At 66.1% G+C, this 22,005-nt stretch carries 20 protein-coding genes and 2 tRNA genes; 8 read left to right on the top strand and 14 right to left on the bottom strand.

The window, feature by feature from the left end:
• Positions 1 to 119: 119 nt before the first annotated feature.
• The 5 genes from AADH62_RS07325 to AADH62_RS07305 all read right to left on the bottom strand — a co-directional run bounded on the left by AADH62_RS07325 (position 120) and on the right by AADH62_RS07305 (position 3,632).
• Positions 120 to 797, bottom strand: coding sequence for an ATP-dependent Clp protease proteolytic subunit (locus tag AADH62_RS07325; protein ID WP_341578867.1), 678 nt, complete (start codon positions 795 to 797; stop codon positions 120 to 122).
• A 32-nt stretch (positions 798 to 829) separates the two neighbouring features.
• Positions 830 to 1,417: an ATP-dependent Clp protease proteolytic subunit gene (locus AADH62_RS07320; RefSeq protein ID WP_292709283.1), complete on the bottom strand. Its 588-nt coding sequence runs from the start codon at positions 1,415 to 1,417 to the stop codon at positions 830 to 832.
• A gap of 33 nt (positions 1,418 to 1,450) precedes the next feature.
• Complete coding sequence (locus AADH62_RS07315; protein ID WP_341578866.1) at positions 1,451 to 1,960, bottom strand: tetratricopeptide repeat protein; 510 nt, start codon at positions 1,958 to 1,960, stop codon at positions 1,451 to 1,453.
• A 96-nt stretch (positions 1,961 to 2,056) separates the two neighbouring features.
• Positions 2,057 to 3,487 (bottom strand): trigger factor, encoded by a 1,431-nt coding sequence (gene tig / locus AADH62_RS07310; protein ID WP_341578865.1) that lies wholly within the window; start codon positions 3,485 to 3,487, stop codon positions 2,057 to 2,059.
• Between the two features lie 71 nt (positions 3,488 to 3,558).
• Positions 3,559 to 3,632, bottom strand: a tRNA-Pro gene (locus tag AADH62_RS07305).
• A 241-nt stretch (positions 3,633 to 3,873) separates the two neighbouring features.
• On the opposite strand from AADH62_RS07305, the gene AADH62_RS07300 reads away from it, so the two are divergent.
• A tRNA-Gly gene (locus tag AADH62_RS07300) sits at positions 3,874 to 3,947 on the top strand.
• Between the two features lie 257 nt (positions 3,948 to 4,204).
• Here the strand turns inward: AADH62_RS07300 and AADH62_RS07295 are convergent.
• From AADH62_RS07295 to AADH62_RS07275, 5 genes are read right to left on the bottom strand one after another with little or no spacing between them, the layout of a single operon-like run.
• Positions 4,205 to 4,741, bottom strand: coding sequence for a gamma carbonic anhydrase family protein (locus AADH62_RS07295; RefSeq protein ID WP_341578864.1), 537 nt, complete (start codon positions 4,739 to 4,741; stop codon positions 4,205 to 4,207).
• Positions 4,742 to 4,774: 33 nt separating this feature from the next.
• Positions 4,775 to 6,268, bottom strand: a complete 1,494-nt coding sequence (locus AADH62_RS07290) for an amidohydrolase (RefSeq protein ID WP_331791571.1) — start codon at positions 6,266 to 6,268, stop codon at positions 4,775 to 4,777.
• Positions 6,265 to 6,894 carry an FMN-binding negative transcriptional regulator gene (locus AADH62_RS07285; RefSeq protein ID WP_331791570.1) on the bottom strand — a complete coding sequence of 210 codons (630 nt, stop codon included), beginning with the start codon at positions 6,892 to 6,894 and terminating at the stop codon, positions 6,265 to 6,267. Before AADH62_RS07285 ends, AADH62_RS07290 begins: the two co-directional genes overlap by 4 nt.
• Positions 6,895 to 6,924: 30 nt before the next feature.
• Positions 6,925 to 7,923: an Fpg/Nei family DNA glycosylase gene (locus tag AADH62_RS07280; protein WP_331791569.1), complete on the bottom strand. Its 999-nt coding sequence runs from the start codon at positions 7,921 to 7,923 to the stop codon at positions 6,925 to 6,927.
• Positions 7,923 to 8,453, bottom strand: coding sequence for a ribose-5-phosphate isomerase (locus AADH62_RS07275; RefSeq protein ID WP_331791568.1), 531 nt, complete (start codon positions 8,451 to 8,453; stop codon positions 7,923 to 7,925). The genes AADH62_RS07280 and AADH62_RS07275 overlap by 1 nt, the downstream gene beginning before the upstream one ends.
• A gap of 67 nt (positions 8,454 to 8,520) precedes the next feature.
• On the opposite strand from AADH62_RS07275, the gene AADH62_RS07270 reads away from it, so the two are divergent.
• The 6 genes from AADH62_RS07270 to AADH62_RS07245 all read left to right on the top strand — a co-directional run bounded on the left by AADH62_RS07270 (position 8,521) and on the right by AADH62_RS07245 (position 16,488).
• Complete coding sequence (locus tag AADH62_RS07270; protein WP_331791567.1) at positions 8,521 to 8,889, top strand: metalloregulator ArsR/SmtB family transcription factor; 369 nt, start codon at positions 8,521 to 8,523, stop codon at positions 8,887 to 8,889.
• On the top strand, positions 8,886 to 10,559 hold the full coding sequence (locus AADH62_RS07265; RefSeq protein WP_331791566.1) for a SulP family inorganic anion transporter: 1,674 nt from the start codon (positions 8,886 to 8,888) through the stop codon (positions 10,557 to 10,559). The genes AADH62_RS07270 and AADH62_RS07265 overlap by 4 nt, the downstream gene beginning before the upstream one ends.
• A gap of 81 nt (positions 10,560 to 10,640) precedes the next feature.
• A complete protein-coding gene (gene pepN / locus AADH62_RS07260; protein ID WP_341578863.1) occupies positions 10,641 to 13,184 on the top strand; it encodes an aminopeptidase N in 2,544 nt (847 codons plus the stop codon).
• A 70-nt stretch (positions 13,185 to 13,254) separates the two neighbouring features.
• Positions 13,255 to 14,337, top strand: a complete 1,083-nt coding sequence (locus AADH62_RS07255) for a mechanosensitive ion channel family protein (protein WP_331791564.1) — start codon at positions 13,255 to 13,257, stop codon at positions 14,335 to 14,337.
• Positions 14,334 to 14,783 (top strand): globin, encoded by a 450-nt coding sequence (locus tag AADH62_RS07250; RefSeq protein WP_341578862.1) that lies wholly within the window; start codon positions 14,334 to 14,336, stop codon positions 14,781 to 14,783. Before AADH62_RS07255 ends, AADH62_RS07250 begins: the two co-directional genes overlap by 4 nt.
• A gap of 37 nt (positions 14,784 to 14,820) precedes the next feature.
• The gene (locus tag AADH62_RS07245) at positions 14,821 to 16,488 is read left to right on the top strand and encodes an FAD-binding dehydrogenase (protein WP_425355653.1); all 1,668 of its coding nucleotides are present in this window, start codon (positions 14,821 to 14,823) and stop codon (positions 16,486 to 16,488) included.
• Positions 16,489 to 16,508: 20 nt separating this feature from the next.
• Here the strand turns inward: AADH62_RS07245 and AADH62_RS07240 are convergent, their stop codons facing one another.
• Positions 16,509 to 18,074, bottom strand: a complete 1,566-nt coding sequence (locus AADH62_RS07240; protein WP_341578861.1) for an APC family permease — start codon at positions 18,072 to 18,074, stop codon at positions 16,509 to 16,511.
• 83 nt (positions 18,075 to 18,157) lie between these two features.
• Complete coding sequence (locus tag AADH62_RS07235) at positions 18,158 to 18,796, bottom strand: hypothetical protein (RefSeq protein ID WP_292727751.1); 639 nt, start codon at positions 18,794 to 18,796, stop codon at positions 18,158 to 18,160.
• 68 nt (positions 18,797 to 18,864) lie between these two features.
• Between AADH62_RS07235 and AADH62_RS07230 the strand changes: the two genes are divergently transcribed.
• A complete protein-coding gene (locus AADH62_RS07230; protein ID WP_341578860.1) occupies positions 18,865 to 19,776 on the top strand; it encodes an acyl-CoA thioesterase II in 912 nt (303 codons plus the stop codon).
• Positions 19,777 to 19,802: 26 nt separating this feature from the next.
• On the opposite strand, the gene AADH62_RS07225 is transcribed toward AADH62_RS07230, so the two are convergent.
• A complete protein-coding gene (locus AADH62_RS07225; protein WP_341578859.1) occupies positions 19,803 to 20,315 on the bottom strand; it encodes a thioesterase family protein in 513 nt (170 codons plus the stop codon).
• Positions 20,316 to 20,322: 7 nt separating this feature from the next.
• Positions 20,323 to 22,002 (bottom strand): energy-dependent translational throttle protein EttA, encoded by a 1,680-nt coding sequence (gene ettA / locus AADH62_RS07220; protein WP_292734595.1) that lies wholly within the window; start codon positions 22,000 to 22,002, stop codon positions 20,323 to 20,325.
• Between the last annotated feature and the right edge of the window lie 3 nt (positions 22,003 to 22,005).

Genomic DNA, 22,005 nt, shown 5'->3' with positions numbered 1-22,005 from the left:
TGTGGTCCGAGCCTAACTGAGGCCGGCGACATCCGGTGGGATTGCGCGCAGCTCGTGCCGACAGCGCCGGGCCCCGGCATCCGTGTCGTGTGACGGATGCCGGGGCCCGGTCTCTGGTCCTACTTTGCGGGCAACGCGGGCTGACGCTTGCGCGTCGTGAGCACCTGGTCGACCAGGCCGTACGTCACTGCCTCTTCCGCGGAGAGGATCTTGTCGCGGTCGATGTCGCGGTTGACCTCGTCGGCGCTGCGGTGCGAGTGCTTCGCGAGCGTCTCTTCCAGCCACGTGCGCATACGGAGGATCTCCGCAGCCTGGATCTCGATGTCCGACGCCTGTCCGTGACCGGCCTCACCCATGGCGGGCTGGTGGATCAGGATGCGGGCATTGGGCAGTGCGAGACGCTTACCGGGAGCGCCGGCCGCCAGCAGCACGGCGGCCGCCGAAGCTGCCTGGCCGAGCACGACGGTCTGGATCTGCGGCGATACGTATTGCATCGTGTCGTAGATCGCGGTCATCGCCGTGAAGGATCCACCGGGCGAGTTGATGTACATGATGATGTCGCGGTCAGGATCCTGCGACTCGAGCACCAACAGCTGCGCCATGACGTCATCGGCCGAGGCGTCGTCGACCTGGACACCCAGGAAGATGACGCGGTCCTCGAAGAGCTTGTTGTACGGGTCCTGACGCTTGTAGCCGTAGGCCGTGCGCTCCTCGAACTGCGGGAGGACGTAGCGGCTACCGGGCATCTGCAGCGCCGAGGGCGAGGCCTGCGGGAGGCGGAGGTTCGGGGTGTTCATGCGTTTACTCTCTTCTTCGCTCGCGCCGCTGGTTACTTCGTGTCGGTTCCGCCGCCGCCGGAAACATCGGCTGCGTGCTCACGAATGTGGTCGACGAACCCGTATTCGAGCGCCTCGTCGGCGGTGAACCAGCGGTCGCGGTCGCCGTCCTCGTTGATCTGCTCGACGGACTTTCCGGTCTGCGCGGCAGTGATCTCAGCGAGACGGTTCTTCATCGAGGTGATCAGCTGGGCCTGCGTCTGGATGTCGCTGGCGGTTCCACCGAAGCCACCGTGCGGCTGGTGCAACAGCACACGCGCGTTGGGCGTGATGTAGCGCTTGCCCTTGGTGCCGCTTGTCAGCAGCAGTTGACCCATCGAGGCAGCCATGCCGATACCCACGGTCACGATGTCGTTGGGAACGAACTGCATCGTGTCGTAGATCGCCATACCCGCCGTGATCGAGCCACCGGGCGAGTTGATGTAGAGGTAGATGTCCTTCTGCGAGTCCTCCGCAGCAAGAAGCAGAATCTTTGCGCAGATCTCGTTCGCGTTCTCGTCGCGCACCTCCGACCCCAGCCAGATGATGCGGTCTCTCAGCAGCCTGTCGAAGACGCTCGTCGCGACCAGTGGTTCAGCCATGTGTGCTCCTGTGTTCGTTGCGTGGAATCGAATCTACCGGCGGGGTTCGGACGACCCGCTCGTGTTCGCCGTGGGCAGATCGTGCGGCTCGGTGACCTCCCGGGCGTATGCCTCGACCGAGCGACGGTAGCGGGTCAGGTGCGGTGCGAGGGCAGTCACGGCGACGGATGCCGCGGCATCCGGCTGACCTGCCGAAGCAAGTGCGAGGGCATAGAACGCGGCTACCTCGTCAGGCAGTGCGCCCGCTGCACCACGCTCGTACTCGGGCCGCAGCAGGTCGAGAGCCTCCTCGACGCGGCCGAGGTTTCGCAGTGTGCTCGCGAGTTGGATGACGGCTTGCGCGAGTTCAGGGCCCGAAAGGCCCGCGGCAATAGCTGCACGGTAGAGGGGCTCTGCATCGCGCTCCAACCCGGCGGCATCCCGGGCGCCGGCGCGTTCGAACAGCGCTCGAGGATCGTCCCCACCCCGGTCGGCTGCCAACGCATCGATGAGCACGATTCGTTCGTCGTCGGTGACGGAATCGTCGGCCCACACAGCGGCCACCCGCTCATCCCAGGTCTGCACCACTGACCCCTTTGCTACGCCGAGGGGCGGATGCCGCGCGTTTGCAGCATCCGCCCCTCGGCGTGTTCCGTTGTCTTACTCCGCGTCGGTCTTGGCAGACTTGCGCGGTGCGCGCTTCTTGGGCGCCGGCTTCTCTTCGGCCTCGATGATCTCGTCGGCGTCGGCTGCGGCATCCGCGATGTCCTGAGCCTCCTCAACGACCTCTTCCTCAGCCTCTGCCTCGTCTTCACCGAGAATGAGGTGCGCGGACAGGTCTACGGCAGCGCCGGTCGTGTCGACGATCTTCACGTCCCGCAGTGCGTGGACGAGCGCCTTGCTGCGTGCAACCTCGCCGACCATGGCCGGGAGCTGGTTGCCCTGCTGGATCGCGTTCACAAAGTCCTGCGGCGACATACCGTACTGTGCAGCCGACTGGATGAGGTACTGCGTGAGCTCATCCTGCGACACCTTGACGTCATAGGTCTCGGTGAGCTTGTCGAGGATCATCTGCGTGCGGAACTGCTTCTCGGATGCCTCGGTGACCTCGGCGCGGTGCTCATCGTCTTCCAGGCGACCCTCGCCCTCGAGGTGCTGGTGAACCTCGTCTTCGATGAGGCCGGCGGGCACCGGAATCTCAACCTGCTCGATCAGCATGTCGACGAGCTTGTCGCGCGCTGCTGAGGTCTGCTGCAGGCCGGACTGCTGCGAAGCGGTGGAACGCAGGCTTTCGCGGAGCTCCGCGATGGTGTCGAACTCGCTGGCGATCTGCGCGAAGTCGTCGTCTGCCTCGGGCAGCTCGCGCTCCTTGACGCTGGTCACGGTGACCGCAACCTCGGCCTCTTCACCGGCGTGGTCGCCACCGACGAGCTTCGAACGGAACGTCGTGTCTTCACCGGCGGTGAGCGACTCGATGGCCTCGTCGATGCCCTCGAGCAGCTCGCCCGAACCAACCTCGTACGACACACCCTCTGCACGGTCGATCTCGGAACCGTCGATGGTGGCGACGAGGTTGAGCTCGACGAAGTCACCCGAGGTGGCGGGGCGGTCGACGGTGATGAGCGTGCCGAAGCGGCCACGAAGCTTGTCGAGTTCGGCATCCACCGCAGCGTCGTCGACCTCGACTGCCTCGATCTCCACGGTGAGACTGTCAAGGGCGGGGAGGGTGACCTCGGGGCGAACATCGACCTCGATCTCGACCTTCAGGTCGCCCGAGAAGTCCTTCTCGTTGGGCCATTCGGTGATGTCGGCGCTCGGGCGTCCGATGACGCGCAGTTCCTGCGCCTCGACTGCCTCGCGGTAGAAGCGGTCTAGCCCATCGTTGACGGCGTGCTCGAGCACGGCGCCACGGCCGATGCGCTGGTCGATGATCGGCGCAGGCACCTTGCCCTTGCGGAAGCCGGGGATCTGGACATCCTTCGCGATGTGCTCGTACGCGTGCGCGATGCTCGGCTTGAGTTCTTCGGGGGTGATCGAGAGCAGCAGCTTGACGCGGGTCGGGCTGAGCTTCTCGACAGTGCTGGTGACCATGCCTGTGTTGTTCTCCTCGTGCTGCACCGCATAGCTACGCGGCGAAGGTCTGGGTGTGTAGGACCGTGACGTCGGGGCGACAGGATTTGAACCTGCGACTTCCCGCTCCCAAAGCGGGCGCTCTACCAAGCTGAGCTACGCCCCGGGCGGGATCTCACGCGCTGTGCGACAGACGGCCCACAGAAGTCTAGCTGACGCGCGCGCCGACGTTGCGGCCGCCGACGATCTCCCGGGCGTAGGACCTCTCCCCAACGCAGGACGATTGCCCCGGCATCCGTCCTACCGCGGCGATTTCTCTTACCGCCAAGAGGCGCCGGTGGGCCGCGAGTGCGACGACCGGCCGCGCTGCCCTATAGACTGTCGGATGCTGCGGCTCCGGCCGCTGCGGGGGCGTAGCTCAATGGTAGAGTCCCAGTCTTCCAAACTGGTTGTGCGGGTTCGATTCCCGTCGCCCCCTCCAATGGCCCGATGTGCCGCCGCAGGCGGTGCAGCGGGCCATTCGTGTGGGTGCCGTAGGAACCGACCCGCCCGCGGGTGGGCCCACGCCGCCCGAGGCTCCGCGCGGCGCGCAGCGGCGCGTGGAGTGGCGGTGGGGACGATTCCCGTCGCCCCCTCCATCGCTCTCACGTGCGGCCGCGTCGGATAGGTGAGCATCTGTCGGATCGGGTCGACCTATTCATCCGACGGAAGCGAAGCGATCCGACCGAGGCCGCCCTACTACCCTGCGTCCCGGGCCTCGCGGTGCTCGACGATGTGCTCTCGGTAGACCTCGGCGTTGCGCAGGATGCCGAGCCTCTCCTCCTCCGTGAGCTCCCGGCGTACCTTCGCGGGGACGCCGGCGACCATCGACCCGGGCGGCACGATCGTCCCGCCTAACACGAGTGCTCCCCCGGCCACGAGCGACCCGGCGCCGATGACGGCTCCGGAGAGAATCACGGATCCCATACCGATGAGGCATCCGTCTTCGACGGTGCAACCGTGGACCACGGCGTTATGTCCCACCGAGACGTTCTCACCGACGACCACCGGGCTGTCGGCATCCACATGCACCGAAACGTTGTCTTGCAGGTTCGACCCGGCGCCGACCGTGATCGAGGCGCTGTCGCCGCGAAGCACAGCGTTGTACCAGACGCTCGACTGCGCACCGAGGCGCACGTCGCCGATCACGCGCGCGCCTGCCGCAAGGAAGGCGGAGTCATCGATCACGGGTGTCGAGCCTCCAACGGAAAGAACGGATGCAGCGTCGGAGTTCATGCCTCGACAGTAGGGCAGCGGAGCGTCACCGGGCTAGGCCAGATGGGTCACGCGACCCCCGAGCAGCGTCGCGCGCACATCCATCGCACGTAGCTCGGTCTCGGATGCCACCAGCGGGTCTTCCCCGCACAGCACGAGGTCTGCAACGGCTCCCGGTTCGATGCGACTGGGAGCGGTGGATCCGCCGTGTGTCGAGGCGGCCAGCGCGACACCTGCGTCAACGGCCTGCTCGACCTGCCACGGTGACCGCCCGTCGCGGGTGCGATAGATCGCCGACGCCATCGCCGCCCACGGATCGAGCTGCGCCACCGGCGCATCAGAACCGAACAGCAGATTCGCTCCCGCATCTACCAGCGCGCGGAAGGGGTAGGGCCTGGCGATCTGGGCAGACCAGATCGTGTCAGAGAGGTCGCGATCATCGAGGGCATGCTCCGGTTGGACACTCGCCCCGACACCGAGGCGAGCAAAGCGCGGGATGTCGACGGCTGAAACCAGCTGCGCGTGCTCGATCGTTCCGGCCGCGCCCGTCACCGCAAAGGCGTCAAGGGCATGGGTGTTCGCCAGGTCACCGATGGCGTGAATCGCGCATGAAATGCCGTGGGCCGCGGCATCCGTCATGAGTGCGACCAGTTCAGCGGGCGGGATCGTCAGAACGCCGTGATTGTGGGGGTCATCCGGATACGGATGCGAGCACGCGGCCGTCCGCGTTCCCAGCGACCCGTCAGTGATGACCTTCAGCGGCCCGACCGTGATCAGCTCGCTCAGCCGGTCGCCGCTCTGCCATCCCGTCTCGATGAGTCGGCTCAGATGCGACGGGTAGGTACCGAACTCGACGCGCAGCGTGTCGAAGCCCGCAGCGACGCGGCGTGACCAGGCATCCGCATTCCAGGCCATGTCGAGGTCGACGATCCCGACGACCCCACGGGATGCGGCGTGTCGTGCGAGGTCGGCAACTGCCTCGTCGGCATCATCGGGGCTCGCAGCCGCCAGCCGACGAGTGATCTCAAACGCCGGCTCCTCCCGGAGCATCCCCGATGCGTCAGGAGGCGTGATCTCCTCGCGCGCGAAGGCAGCGGAGTTCAGCCACACGCTGTGCAGGTCCGCGTTGATCAGATACGCGGGGACGGCGCCGGTAGCCGCATCCAGCATCTCGAGCGTCGGTTCGTCGGGCCAGAAGGCATCCCGAAAGCCGGCACCCACACGGATGCCGCGACCGAGGAGCGGGGCGCCCGCCATGATGTGAGCGGCATGAAACGCTGATTCGGCAGCACCGAGCGGCTCACGCTGTCGGGTGAGAGCGGCGGACACCGTGTGCACGTGGTGATCCCACAGCCCCGGGATGAGCCAGGCACCATCTGCCTGCAGCACCTCGCCGACCGGACGAACAGCGCCGGCGGGGGCAAGATCACTGATACGGCCACCCTCGATGAAGACGTCATACGCGCCGTCGACGGGCAAGAGCTCGCTTCCCGGTCCTGTGATCTGCACGCCGACAATGGTCGACGCCGTTGCGTCGACGGCACTCATGCGCGAGCGTCGTTCGCGCGGCGCATCTCCGCGGCAAGCAGCGGATTGTGATGCGGGCCGTCGTTCTCGAGCTCACGGATGACGTGATCGACGAGCTCGACGGGACGATTCTGACTGAGCTTGCGCTTGGCCGTCACCGACGTCGGTGTGAGGCGAAAGCCGACGGTGCCGCGCTCGAGTCGCTCGACGAAATCCGCGTCGTTCGGACGCTCCCACAGCATCCGAGGCTCGGGCATCGGGCTCTCGAAACGCGCAACCAAACGATCCAAGACGCGCAGGTTCTCCTCGGTCGACAGAAGCTCCGGCACGCCCCGCAGGTGGACTGTCACGAAGTTCCAGGTCGGGACGCTCGGCCGGTCACCGTACCAGCTGGGCGAGATGTAGCCGTGCGGACCCTGGAACACGATGAGGAGCTCGCGTTCTCCGAGCCCCAGGATCAGGTCATCGGGCTTGCCGACATGACCGACGACGGTGAGGTCGTCCCTGGTGTCATCCAAGAGGACCGCGTAGTGGGAGGCAACGAGACCGTCATCCGTCGAACCGACGAGTGTCGCCCACGGGTTGTGTTCGACGACCCGCCGCAACTCGCCGACGTCGGTCATGGCGAAGCTCGGGTTCTGACGCATGCGTTCAGCCTATGACGGGAGGATTCAGCGTCACGCCTGACACCGGGGGCACCAGTACAGCTTCCGTGACGCTGCCTCTTCGACAACGATTGCGGTCCCACAGACTCGGCACGGCAGCCCGGCACGGTGGTAGACCCAGTGACGGTCGTCGCGGTGTGCCATGGCGCGACGGTAGGCGTCGGCATCCAGGTCGTCCATCGTCATCATCTGGCCGGTCTCGACGCCGATGGCAAGCAGTCGCGTCCAGTCTCGCCACAGCGATCTGACCGTCTCCTCGGGCACGTCACGCCCTGGGGTATGCGGGTTCAACCGCGCCCGGAACAGAAGCTCAGCCCGATAGACATTGCCGATTCCGCTGACGACCGACTGGTCCATCAGCAGCAGTCCGATCGGTGTGGGGGCACGCCGCACGCGGGCGGTGAACCGCTCCTCACCCTCAGCGAGGTCGACGACGAGCGGATCCGGCCCGAGCTTTGCGATTGAGGCGGCGACCTCATCCGGCGTCTGGAGCTCGCATGCTGTCGGTCCCCGCAGATCAGCGCACGTCTCGTCGGTGAGCAACCGCAGCCGCACCTGACCGACCACGGGCGGCGGCCACGTGCCCTCCTCATCGGGCAGACCCGTCGTCTGCTCCGACATCCGCACGTGGACGCGGGCGCGCCGGGGTGCCCCGATCGAGGTGAGGGAGTTCTCGCCCGCGGCATCCATGATCGGCTCGTCGAGAACCGTGCCGCGCTGGTTCGTCTGTCCCATCCGCCCGTTCGCAGAGGCGATCGTTGGGTCGGCGTCGATCACGCCCGCAAAGTCCCACGCGCCATACATGCCCAGGTGCACGCGCAGCCAGATGTCGCCATCGAAACGGAGGAACATCTGCTTGCCGACAGCACGGGCCTCGAGCATCTCTCGTCCAGCGAGCGCAGCTGCGCCTTCGGCGAAGCGGCCCTGCGGACTGGATGCGACAACCGTGCGACCGACGAAGTTCCGCGCGAACTGCCGGGCGATCCGGTGAACGGAATGACCCTCGGGCATCAACCAGCTTCTGGGTCGAACGAGTCCGTCGCCGCGGTGTTCGCGACATCCCGCGGGTCGGGCAGCAGGGAACCGTCGGCCTCGTATGCCGCGATCTGGCCGATGCGGCGCACGTGACGTTCCTCGTTCGAGAACGGCGTCTCGATGAACCGGTCGATGAAGGTCACGACCTCGTCGTAAGAGTGCTGCCGGGCTCCGATGGCGATGACGTTCGCGTCGTTGTGCTGTCGCGCGAGCTCCGCAGTCGCGATGCTCCAGACGAGGGCTGCACGGATCCCGCGAACCTTGTTCGCAGCGATCTGCTCACCGTTTCCCGAACCGCCGAATACGATCCCGAGGGCCTCGACTCCCGCGCTCTGATCGGCGACGACACCGAGGGCGGCACGGATGCAGAACGACGGGTAGTCATCGACGGCGTCGTACTCGATCGGGCCGTGGTCGATGACCTCGTGACCCTCCTCAGCCAGATGGTGCTGAAGTTGCGTGGAGAACTCCATGCCGGCGTGGTCGGTGGCGATATGGATGCGCATGGCTCCCATCCTAGGGAAGCGCGGGTGAACGGCGCGGACCGATCTTCGCCGATATGATGTTTTCATCATGCCATTGAATGACGCTCAGCGGCCGCTCTACGAAGTCAAGGCGAACCTGTTCAAAGGGCTCGCGCATCCGTTTCGCATCCGCATCCTTGAACTGCTGTCTTCAAGCCCCGAAGTGAGCGTGGCCGATCTCCAGGGTGAGACGGCGCTGGAGGCGTCGCATCTGTCGCAGCACCTGGCAGTGCTGCGCCGCCATCGCCTCGTGCAGTCGGAGCGTCGAGGCAGCCACGTGTTCTACCGACTTGCTGATCCCCGCGTCGCCGACCTGCTCGCTGTCGCGCGGGCGCTGCTCCTGAGCCTGCTGGAAGCCGACAGCGCTCAATTGGCGCACGTCGACACACTGCCCACGTTCGGCACGGCAGCGCCATGAGTCGGGCACGCCGCTCGGCGCGGTCGCTCGCACAATCGGCGCGAGCACTCTTGCCGAGCATCCAGGATTACCGCCTGCTGCCCCGCACATGGCGGGGAGATCTCGTTGCCGGCGTCACGGTCGGAATCGTCGCGCTCCCACTCGCTCTCGGTTTCGGAGTGAGCTCCGGCCTCTCCGCTGAGGCGGGCCTGGTCACGGCGATCGTCGCGGGCATCCTGGCCGCCGTCTTCGGCGGATCGAACGTACAGGTCTCGGGGCCGACCGGAGCGATGGTCGTCGTCCTGGTTCCCATCGTCGCAACCCATGGTGCCGGTGCCGTGGTCGCCGTCACGGCGATCGCGGGCGTCATCGTCGTCGCTGCCGGCGCTCTGCGGCTCGGTCGCGCCGTCTCGTTCATCCCCTGGCCCGTCATCGAAGGCTTCACCCTGGGGATCGCAGTCATCATCTTCCTCCAGCAGGTGCCGCTGCTCACCTCACCGCACACTGTTCATGCCGGCGACCACTCCTCGAACGCGATCATCGCCGCGGTCCAATCGGTCGCGGAGGCGGACTGGTCCTACGTCCCGTGGTCGCTGGGGGCTGCCGCCATCGTGTCCCTCGTCATGCTCATCGCGCCCCGGATCCACCGCGCTCTTCCCGGCTCCCTGATCGGCATCACCGTCGTGACGGCGCTTGCCCTGATCATCGCTACGCCACTGGCGACGATCGGCGCCCTTCCGTCGAGCCTGCCCTCGCCGTCTTTCCCTTCGCTCGACCCGAGTGTCATCGGTCAACTGCTGCTGCCCGCCCTGACGGTGGCAGCACTTGCGGCCATCGAGTCACTGCTCTCGGCTCGTGTTGCAGCGTCCCTCGCCGACACCGGACCCTATGACCCCGACCGCGAACTCGTCGGCCAGGGCATCGCCTCACTCGGCTCAGCACTTTTTGGCGGGATGCCTGCCACCGGCGCCATCGCACGCACCGCCGTCAACGTGCGCTCGGGCGGACGCACCCGTGTCGCCGCGATCACGCACGCTCTCGTCCTCCTGCTCGTCGTCCTCGTGATCTCTCGGCCCGTCGGCGCCATCCCCCTCGCCGCTCTCGCAGGCGTGCTGATGATGACGGCCGTGCGAATGGTGCATGCCTCGACCGTGCGAGCGATCATCACCTCGACACGCGCCGATGCGATCGCCTTCGTCATCACCGCGCTTGTGACGGTGTCGTTTGACCTCATCGTGGCGGTCATCATCGGCGTTCTGTTCGCGGGAGTCATCGCGGTGCGCAGCCTCTCGCGCCAGACCGGCGTGCGTCGCGAAGCAATCAGCGGCGAAGCGGTCGACGGAGACGAACGGATCGCGATCATCGCCATTGACGGCCCGCTCTTCTTCGCCTCCGCCGACCGCGTTTTCGAGCAGGTCGCCTCACTCACCGATGTCTCGGTCGTCGTGCTCCGGATGTCTCAGCTCGAGCTGGTGGATGCCACGGGTGCACGAATGCTGGCCGACATCATCCAGTCGCTCGAAAGACGCGGCATCACGGTGTTGATCAAAGGTGTGCAGCCGCTTCACGACGGTCTGTTCCGGCGGGTCGGGGTCCTGGATTCCCTGCGCCACCACAATCACCTCTTCACCGACCTTCCCGCAGCGATTACCCACGCCCGCAGTCACATCGCGCGAGAGCTCGCGGCGTAGGCTTGGGGGTTATCGCGCCCACAATGCGCGAGGCCGTGTCGCGGCATCCCTGACCCCTCACACACTTGGGAGCATCCGAAAGTGCCTGGAGAAAACCTCACCCGCATCGAAGCGCAGGAACGTCGCGGCGTCCTTGACACGCAGTCCTATGAGGTCGAGCTTGATCTGACCACCGGCCCGGAGGTGTTCCGCTCCACCGCAACGGTGCGTTTCACCGCAACCGAGGGCGCCTCCACGTTCATCGACCTGATCGCGCGGGCCGTCCACTCGATCACGCTCAACGGGCGCAGCATTCCGACATCCGCGTTCGCGTACTCCCGGATCGCACTGGACCAGCTCGCACTCGAGAACGAGCTCGTCGTCGTCGCCGACTGCGAGTACACGAACACCGGCGAGGGCCTGCACCGGTTCGTCGACCCGGTGGACGGCGAGGTGTATCTCTATACGCAGTTCGAAGTGCCCGACTCCCGGCGAGTCTTCGCCGTCTTCGAACAACCCGACCTGAAAGCGACGTTCCAGTTCACGGTTACCGCTCCCGCGTCGTGGAAGGTCATCTCCAACTCCCCCACCCCCGCGCCTGTGCCCAGCGGCGAAGGCATCGCGACGTGGGAATTCGAGCCGACCCCGCGCATCTCGTCGTACATCACGGCGCTGATCGCCGGCCCCTACGAGTCAACGTTCTCGGAGCTGACGAGCGCGTCGGGCCGCGTTATCCCGCTCGGGATCTTCGCGCGCAAGAGCCTGTGGCAGTACCTGGATGCCGACTACATCTTCGAGAAGACGCGTCAGGGCTTCGCCTACTACGAGGACAAGTTCGACTACCCCTATCCGTTCGCGAAGTACGACCAGCTCTTCGTCCCGGAGTTCAATGCCGGGGCGATGGAGAACGCGGGAGCAGTCACCTTCACCGAGGTCTACGTCTTCCGCAGCAAGGTGACGGATGCCGTCAAGGAGCGCCGGGTCGTCACGATCCTGCACGAGCTCGCCCACATGTGGTTCGGTGACCTCGTCACGATGAAGTGGTGGAACGACCTGTGGCTCAACGAGTCCTTCGCGGAGTGGGCCTCGACCATCGCGACAGCTGAGGCCACCGAGTGGACCGAGGCGTGGACGACGTTCAACGCCATGGAGAAGACCTGGGCCTACCGCCAGGATCAGCTCCCCTCGACGCACCCCGTCGTCGCGGAGATTCGCGACCTCGAAGACGTCCAGGTGAACTTCGACGGCATCACCTACGCCAAGGGCGGCTCGGTCCTCAAGCAGCTGGCGGCCTGGGTCGGGATCGACGAGTTCTTCGCCGGGGTGGGCGCGTACTTCCGCAAGCACGAGTACGGCAACACGGAGCTTCGCGACCTGCTGACCGAGCTGGAGATCACCAGCGGCCGCGAGCTGACCGAGTGGTCGAAGAAGTGGCTCGAGACCGCGGGCGTCAACACCCTCTCCCCCGCGATCGCAGAAGCCGCGGACGGCACGATCTCAGCGTTCAAGATCGTCCAGACCGCCCCGTCTGACTACCCGACCATCCGCCCCCATCGACTCGGCGTCGGCTTCTACGACCTCCAGAACGGTGAGCTCGTGCGCACCCGCTTCACGGAGTTGGATGTCGATGGCGACCTCACTGACGTCCCCGAACTCGTGGGCCTCGCCCGACCCGATCTGGTGCTCCTGAACGACCACGATCTCGCGTACGCGAAGATCCGTCTCGACGAGCGCTCCCTGCAGACGGCGATCGACCATCTCTCGAAGATCTCCGACCCCCTCGCCAGGTCGCTGGTGTGGGGCGCCGCGTGGGATCAGACGCGGGATGCCGAGGCCTCGGCATCCGACTACATCGACCTGGTCCTCGGCAACATAGCCTCCGAGACCGAGTCGACCACCGTGCGAACGACTCTCGCGCAGCTTCAGCTGGCGGCAAACTCCTACGTGACCCCCGACAAGCGCGACACGTCGCGTCAGAAGGTGGCCGACGGGCTGTGGGCCCTTGCTCAGGCAGCGGATGCCGGCAGCGACAGCCAACTGCAGTTCGTCACAGCATTTGCGAGCGCCGCAGCCACTCCCGAACACTGGGAGACAGTGCGAGCCCTGCGTGCTGGCGAGATCAGCCTCGACGGGCTCACCATTGACACTGACCTGTCATGGCAGCTGTTGGTATCGCTGGCCGCAGGCGGGGTCATCACCGAGGGCGTCATCGACGAAGCGCTGGCTGCAGACAACACGGCCAAGGGCGCCGAGTTCGCGGCCCAGGCCAAGGCTGCACTGCCGACCCCCGAAGCGAAGAGCGCTGCGTGGTCGTCGTTGGTCGACTCCGATCGCCTGCCCAATACGCTCGTACGCGCCGCGGGTCTCGGCTTCACGCACCCCGCCGGTGTGCTGCTTCTCGATGAGTTCGTGGACCAGTACTTCGCGATGCTGCTTCCCGTCTGGGAATCACGCACCTACAAGATCGCCGAGTACCTTGTGCTCGGCCTGTACCCCGCGCCCTTGGCGAACGCGAAGCTTCGCGATGCGACACGCGCATGGCTCACCGCCAACGCGGAAGCGCCGGCGGCACTGCGCAGACTCGTGGCGGAGAACCTCGCCGGGGTCGAGCGTGCCTTGGCGGTCCAGGAACGGGACGCGAGCTAAGCCACAGTGGCACCACCTGCGCCCCGAGTGATCCGGCATCGCTCGGGGCGCAGGTTCTAGGATTCGTCTGATGCACAGATTCGATACGGCCCCCGCCGCAGATACGAGCCTCTGGGATGGCTTTCTGGGGCTGCTCGGCGAGATCGGCGGCACGCTTCTGCAGATCGTCATCGTCCTCGCGAGCGCCGTGGTGGTCGTCTGGGTGCTGCGCCTGATCATCCGGCGCGTCGTTCGTCGGGTCGTCGAAGGCGCCAAGTCTCGTGCTCGCGTTGACGATACGCAGGCACTCGAGCGGTCGCCGCTGGCCTCGGTGCGCCTCGTCCAGCGCACCCGCACCCTCGGATCCATCCTGCAGAACATCGTCAACGTGACGGTGGTGATCGTCGCGATTCTGCTGATCATCCTCATCCTTGCCGGTCCGCAGGTGATGGGCTCGTTCACGCTGCTCAGCGCAGCCATCGGCGCAGGTCTCGGCTTCGGCGCGCAGAACATCGTCAAGGATGTGCTCAACGGGATCTTCATCGTCGCCGAAGACCAGGTCGGTATCGGCGACGTCGCGGACCTCGGACCTGCTACCGGCGTCATCGAATACGTGAGCGTCCGCATCACCCAGGTCCGTGACGTCAACGGAACCCTGTGGTTCGTGCGAAACGGCGAGATCACCCGCATTGGAAACATGTCGCAGGGGTGGTCGCGCGCGATCATCGACCTTGCCGTTCCCGTCGATGCCGACGTGGACGAGGTGGAACAGGCGATGCTGGATGCCGCCCGCGCTCTTGCACAGGAGCCGAAGTGGCGCAGCCGCATCATCGAGGACCCCGAGGTGTGGGGGCTCGAGTCGGTGTCGGGAGACGCGCTGGTCATCCGCATCGTGGTCAAAACGAGGGCCGGAGCGAAGGATGACGTCGCGCGCGAACTGCGCATGAGACTCAAGCGCGCGATCGACGACCTGGGCCTCACCCTGCCGCAGATGAACTCGATCATGCTGTCGGGTCTTGAGACTGCCGGCCGGGTGCGCGGCGCCAACCCGCCCCGAACCAAACCGACCCCGGTCGCGCATCATGGTGTCCCGGATCGGCCCGTCTGGCGCGCCAAGCGAACGGGCAAGAAGACGGATGCCGACTCTGAAGCATCCGAGGAAGCAGAGAAGTGAGCACGCCCGAGCAGCAGTCGTTCTACGAGGCGGTGGGCGGACACGAGACGTTCGTGCGTATCGTCGACGGCTTCTACCGCGGGGTCGCGGATGACCCCGTGTTGCGACCCATGTACCCCGAAGAGGATCTCGGGCCGGCGAAGGAGCGTCTGCTGATGTTCCTCGAGCAATACTGGGGCGGACCGACGACCTACAGTCAGCAGCGCGGTCACCCCCGCCTGCGAATGCGGCACGCGCCGTTTCACGTCAATCCCGACGCGCGCGACAGATGGCTCGCACACATGCGCGCTGCCGTCGACGAGGTCGGATTGTCGCCCCTGCACGAAGAACTCCTCTGGGACTACCTCAGTCGGGCCGCGCATGCCATGGTGAACACGTTCGAGCGAACCGAGATCGGGCCGGGGGCGGGCGCTCGCACAGATATCCCGCTGACGTCCGAGAACTGACGCGCACGACCACAGACGTACACGACAAGGGAGTCGCATGACCGAAGCATCCGTTCACCGAACCGACGTCCTCGTGATCGGCTGGGGGTTGGCTGGACTTGTCGCCGCAGCTGAGGCTACTGCGGCCGGCAAGCGCGTCACAGTCCTCGACCAGGAGCCGCGCACGAACCTCGGCGGACAGGCGTGGTGGTCGTTTGGTGGACTGTTCTTCGTCGATTCGCCCGAGCAGCGGCGAATGGGAATCCGCGACAGCCTCGAACTGGCACGACAGGACTGGTTCGGCACGGCGGGGTTCGACCGCCCCGAGGATGCCTGGCCCCGCCGCTGGGCCGAGGCCTACCTCGAGTTCGCCGCGGGTGAGAAGCGCAGTTGGCTCCGCCAACGCGGCGTTGGCTTCTTCCCGGTAGTCGGGTGGGCGGAGCGCGGCGGCTACACCGCCGGGGGCCCCGGGAACTCCGTGCCCCGCTTCCACATCACATGGGGTACCGGCCCCGGGCTTGTCGCACCCTTCCAAGCGGCACTCGAGGATGCCGAGCGGGCCGGGATGCTGACAGTGCTCCCACGGCACCGCGTGACCTCGCTCACGGTGCGAGACGGTGCCGTGACGGGCGCTGCCGGCGATGTTCTCGCGCCCTCCAGCGCCGCCCGTGGCGTGGCAACGTCACGCGATGTCGTCGGAAGCTTCGAGATCGAGGCTGGCTCGACGGTCGTCGCGTCCGGAGGCATCGGCGGGAACCACGACCTGGTGCGCAGGTGGTGGCCCGAGCGACTGGGGACGGCCCCCGCAGACATGGTCACGGGTGTGCCCGCATATGTCGACGGCGCCATGCTCGACGTCACCGAGGCCGCGGGCGCAAACCTCATCAACCGCGACCGCATGTGGCACTACGTCGAGGGCATCCAGAACTGGGATCCGATCTGGCCGCTGCACGGCATCCGCATCCTGCCCGGTCCGTCCTCGATCTGGCTGGATGCCACGGGGGCGCGCCTCCCCGTGCCACTGTTTCCGGGCTTCGACACGCTCGGGACCCTCGCGCACCTTCGCGCGACCGGCCACGACCATTCCTGGTTCGTGTTGTCACAGCGGATCGTCGAGAAGGAATTCACACTTTCGGGCAGCGAGCAGAACCCCGACCTCACCGGCAAAGACGTGCGGCTGTTGTTGCGGTCACGGCTCGGAAAAGGGGCTGCGGGACCCGTGCAAGCGTTCCTCGACCACGGCGCCGACTTCGTCATCCGAGACGACCTCGACAGCCTCATCGAGGGCATGCGGGCGCTGCCCGGCGGTCAGGCGCTGGATGCCGACCGCGTCCGCTTTGAGGTCGAGGCGCGCGACCGCGAGATGGACAACGACTTCACCAAGGACGCACAAGTGGCGATGCTGCGATCGGCGCGCGCGTACCGCGGCGATCGGCTCGTGCGAACCGCCGCACCGCACCGCATCACCGACCCCGACGCAGGTCCGCTCATCGCGGTCAAGCTTCACGTGTTGACGCGCAAGTCGCTCGGCGGCATCGAGACTGACCTGTCCGGGCGTGTGCTCGGAGCCGGCGGCGAGCCGATCGAGGGTCTGTTCGCCGCGGGCGAGGCCAGCGGGTTCGGCGGCGGCGGCGTGCACGGCTATCGCGCGCTCGAAGGCACCTTCGTCGGAGGATGCCTGTTCTCGGGCCGCGCGGCTGGACGGGGCGCAGCAGCGGCCGTGTGACCGAGTCACGCGGCCTGACGTCAGGTCAGTCCGCCGTCCACCGAGCGACCGTACGCTGACGGCTCGTCTCGGACCATGACCGGTGTATCGCGGTTGAGGCTCTCGCCGCGGAAGAACGACTTCGCGCGCGGGAAGAGGAACCACAGGAACATCAGCAACACGCCGAAAGCGAGTGCGCCGACGCCGAGAACGAACGTGCCGCCGACACCGAAGAGCACCGTATAGCCGTAGTCGACGTTGTACATGTCGATGGCCGACTGGACGAATGCGTAGGTCAGCATCAGCGCACCGAGCAACGGGAACAGGAACTTGTAGAAGAAGTTCCGCCGTGAGGTGAACAGCTCGCGACGGAAGTACCAGACGCACGCATAGCCCGTGATTCCGTAGTAGAACGCGATAGCGAGCCCGAGCGAGAGGATCGAGTCCTGCAGGATGCTGTCGCTGATCAGCGTCATCCCGACGTAGTACACGACCGCGACGATCCCCATGACGAGGGTCGAGAACGATGGCGTCTTGAAGCGCGGATGCACCGTCGCAAACCTCCTGGGGAGAGCGCGGTAGGCGGCCATTGCGAGGGTGCCGCGCGCTGTCGGGAGGATCGTCGTCTGCGTCGACGAGATCGCAGACACCATGACCGCGACCACGAGCACCCAGCCGAGCGGGCCGAGCAGGCCGTCCTTGATCGCGATGAAGAAGTCATCGGCGTTGGTTGCGTTGCCCAGGCCCGTCGGTCCATCGCCCAGCCCGGCGTACATCATGGCCGCGATAGTCACCGCAACGTAGGTGAACAGCAGGATGACTGTCGTGAGCAGCGCTGCGCGGCCGGGGATTCGCCGGGGATCCTTCGTCTCTTCGTTCAAGGCCAGCGTCGTGTCCCAGCCCCAGTAGATGAACAGCGCGAGCAGAATGGCCTGAACGAAGCCGCTCCAGTCGCCGATCGCGAAGGGGTTCAGCCACGACCACTCGAAGGGTGTCGGATCTGGCGCGCTGCCCCCGAAGAAGTGCCACAGTGCTGCGACGATGAAGATGGCGAGGGCGAGGTACTGCACCGCCAGCAGGATGTTCTGAACCCTCTCGCCGATCTCGACGCCGCGCCAACTGATCCACGTCATCGCGGCGATGAAGACGACGCCAGTTGCCGTAACCAATACCGCGTTATCGGCCAGAAGCGCATCCTGAGGGCTTCCGACGATCCCGTCGATGAGCGCCCAAAGATAGATGCCGCTGATCTGGGCGAGGTTTGCCAGCACGACCATCCCGGCCACGGCGACGCCCCAACCACCCATCCATCCCACCCACGGGCCGAAGGCTTTGGTTCCCCACGTGAATGTGGTGCCGCAGTCCGGTATCTCGCGATTGAGTTCCCGGTAGGCGTAGGCGATGAACAGCATGGGCACGAAGGCCAGCACGAAAATGATCGGCGCCTGCGCACCCACCGCGATGACGATGAACCCGAGCGTCGCAACCAGCGAGTACACCGGCGCCGTAGATGCCAGTCCGATGACTGTCGAACCCCAGAGGCCGAGCGTGCCTGCGGCGAGACCCTTTCCCTCAGGTGCCGTGAAGGTAATCGGTGCAGTCGCCATTCCGTCACCGTAGGAGCACCGCGAATTCGCGGTCAAGCATATGTTTCGAGCGGCGGTTAGCCGGGGATGCTCCCGGCACGGAACTATCGCGAGTTCACTCCGGATCTGCGCACCAGAACGTGCCCGCGGCGAAGCGACAGCCGCAGCCAGGCGCCGGCTTCGCGCAGCGGCACGGTCTCGGCATCCTGCCCCAGAAAGCCGAGCACCTGAGCGACGAATCCCACTCCGCGCGGCAGCCCGTCAAGCTCCGGATCCGGCGCTCCCCACACCGCGGTCCGGACCTGACGGACCACATCCTCACCGGCGCTCGTCGGCACAGCTTTCGCAACCTCCTCCATTCCGCGGTGGGCTGCCCCAGCCAGCTCAGTCGACGAGATCTCACCGCGTACTGCCCACCCCGACACTGGTGGGGAGATGCCGGCCCAGGCGGCGCGCATGCCCGCGTCGGGCAATTCGAGTGTCACGCCCTGCGCCCGCAGGGAAGCACCATCGACGACCAGGTCGCAGGCGAGTTCCGGGTCGGCGGCGAGAACCCGCACGCCGAGGATTGTCGGGGCTGTGTCCAGGATCCCGCGCGGCGCGATGGGGGCGCAGGTCATGACGAGGATGCCGCCCGTTGCGCGCAGACGCACGGCACCGTCTCCGACGCGTGCGGCGCGTGAGGCGAAGGTCTGCGCGTCCACAGCGGTCTCGGCGTCGGCGAGATTCAGGGGCGTCGGCATTCGACCTAAACTACCAAGCGGAACAGCTGCCGCGGCCGCGGCGACATCAGCAAGCTCCGGGAGAACCGATGACCGACGGCGCCACGAACACCCCCGGCGAGGTCGTGGAGGCGGACCCGGTCGCCGCACTCCTGGCCGTTCTCACCCTGTCCTCGAGCGGGGCACGGACCACCGAGGACATCTTCACCGGTGTCTCGCAATCAATGCCGCTCGGGCGCGTGTACGGCGGTCAGGTGCTGTCCCAATCCATCGTGGCGGCCTCCCATACGCTGCCGCCGGGACGAACCGTCCACTCGATGCACGGATACTTCCTGCGCCCGGGCGACTCTTCGGCGGGCATTACGTTCGCCGTCGATCGGATTCACGACGGTCGGTCGTTCTCGACCCGGCGCACGCAGGCCTACCAGGACGGGGTGCCGATCTTCTCGATGATCGCGTCGTTCCAGGATGAGGGCCCCGGTCTGGAACACGCGGTGCCCATGCCCGACGGCATCCCGCACGCCGACGAGCTGCCCGACCTTGAAGATCACTTGATCGGCCTGCATCCGATGAGCAAGCGCATGTTCACTGACCGGCCGCTCGACGTGCGCCACGTCCCCGGCCCCATATATCTGCACGTGGATGGTGAGCACGTCCCCCACCAGGCGGTGTGGCTTCGCACGCGCCGGTCGTTGCCCGACGATCCCGATCTGCACCGCGCCGCGCTCGCGTACATGAGCGACATGACGATCCAAGAGTCCGTGCTGCGCGCTCACGGCGTCGCGTGGTCCGCGCCCGGGCTAAAGGTCGCCAGTCTCGACCATGCCATGTGGTGGCATCGTTACGCGCGAGTCGACGAATGGCTGCTGTACGTACAGGAGTCCCCGAGTGCGCGCGGAGGCCGCGGTCTTGCCACCGGGAAGATCTATTCCTCAGAGGGAATACTGGTGGCGAGCGTCGCGCAGGAGATCACGATCCGCCTGCCACACGACCGGGACTGACACGCTCGGCAGAAACCCTGATCGCCTCAGCGACGGTGCCCGTACCGGAGCGGCTCACCGACGTAGGGCGCCCAGGCTTCTCGTTCGACCTCGCTCAGACGCAGCGGCCTGCCGGTTTCGGCATCCACCTTGACCACTACCGTCGTGGCGCGCGCGTAGATCTGCTGTCCATCTTCGCCGGCAGTCTCCCGTGGGCTGCAGACCTCGTAGCACACGTCGATGCTGGAGCCGCCGAGCCTGCCGAACCAGAGCTGAACGTCGAGCGGATGCCGCTGGTAGGGAACCGGAAGCAGGTACTCGATCTCTTGACGGGCGATAAGCGTGAGGACGCCGGAGTGCAGGCTCGAGTCCATGACCGCGGTCGGCGGCGCGTTCTCGCCGGTGCCGGGGCGCCAGAATGCTCGCACCCGCGCCTCCTCGAGCAGCTTCAGCATCGATGTGTTGTTGACGTGGTTGAAGGCGTCGAGATCGCCCCAGCGCAGGTGGATCGGCAGGTGAACCCGGGTTCTCCCGCCCTTGGACGTGTCAGTATCGGGCATCGCCGGATCAGTCGCGCGTGAGCTTGCGGTACGTGGAACTCGCGCGGTTGAGCGCGTCCGGCCCCAGGCGCTCAAGCTTGTTCTTCTCGTATGCCTCGAAATTGCCCTCGAACCAGTACCACGCATCCGGGTTCTCGTCGGTGCCTTCGTACGCCAGGATGTGGGTCGCGATCCGGTCCAGGAACCACCGGTCGTGGGTGATGACCACAGCGCAGCCCGGGAACTCGAGCAGAGCGTTCTCAAGAGACTGAAGGGTCTCGACATCAAGGTCGTTCGTCGGCTCATCGAGCAGCAGCAGGTTGCCACCCTCCTTGAGGGTGAGCGCCAGGTTGAGGCGGTTGCGCTCACCACCGGAGAGCACGCCGGCCTTCTTCTGCTGGTCGGGCCCCTTGAAGCCGAACTTCGACACGTAGGCGCGGGACGGGATCTCAGTCTTGCCCACCGTGATGATGTCGAGCCCGTCCGACACGACCTCCCACAGCGTCTTGGTGGGGTCGATGTTGGAGCGCGACTGGTCCACATAGCTGATCTTGACGGTCTCGCCGATCTTCAGGTCACCGCCGTCAAGCGGTTCGAGACCGACGATGGTCTTGAAGAGCGTGGTCTTGCCGACACCGTTGGGTCCGATGACACCGACGATGCCGTTGGGCGGAAGACTGAAGCTCAGTCCATCGATGAGGGATCGGCCGTCGAACCCCTTCTTCAGCTTCTTGGCCTCGATGACGACGCTTCCCAGGCGGGGACCCGGCGGAATCTGGATCTCTTCGAAGTCGAGCTTGCGGGTGCGCTCGGCCTCGGCTGCCATCTCCTCGTAGCGGGCCAGACGTGCCTTCGACTTCGCCTGGCGCCCCTTGGTGTTGGAGCGGACCCACTCGAGTTCGTCCTTGAGGCGCTTGGCAAGCTTGGCGTCCTTCTTGCCCTGGATGTCGAGGCGCTCGGCCTTCTTCTCCAGATACGTCGAGTAGTTGCCCTCGTACCCGATGAGCCGGCCGCGATCGACTTCCGCGATCCATTCGGCGACGTTGTCGAGGAAATACCGGTCGTGAGTGATTGCGATCACCGCGCCTGCATACTTCTGGAGGTGCTGCTCGAGCCAGAGCACGCTTTCGGCGTCGAGGTGGTTCGTCGGCTCGTCCAACAGCAGCAGGTCGGGCTTTTGCAGCAAGAGCTTGGTGAGCGCGACGCGGCGCTTCTCGCCTCCCGACAGGTGCGCGACCTGCGCATCGCCCGGCGGGGTGCGCAACGCGTTCATCGCCTGATCCAGCTGCGAGTCGAGGTCCCATGCGTCTGCCGCATCGATCTCTTCTTGCAGCGTCCCCATCTCAGCCAGCAGGCTGTCGAAGTCGGCATCGGGGTCACTCATCAGGCCCGAGATCTCGTTGAACCGATCCAGCTTGGCCTTGACCGCGATCCCGTCCTGGATGTTCTCGAGAACGGTCTTGGATTCGTCGAGTTCCGGCTCCTGCATCAGGATGCCGACACTGAACCCCGGGCTGAGGGTCGCCTCACCGTTGGACGGGGCGTCAAGACCCGCCATGATCTTCAGGATCGTCGACTTTCCGGCACCGTTGGGGCCGACCATTCCGATCTTCGCTCCCGGGAGGAACGCCATCGTCACGTCGTCGAGGATCAGCTTCTCGCCCACAGCTTTGCGGGCGCGGACCATCTGATAGATGTACTCAGCCATAGC

Source organism: Microbacterium schleiferi, from assembly GCF_038150145.1.
GTDB lineage: Bacteria > Actinomycetota > Actinomycetes > Actinomycetales > Microbacteriaceae > Microbacterium > Microbacterium schleiferi_B.
Note: the sequence above shows the minus strand (reverse complement) of the source record. Positions and strands in the feature narration are given on the sequence as shown.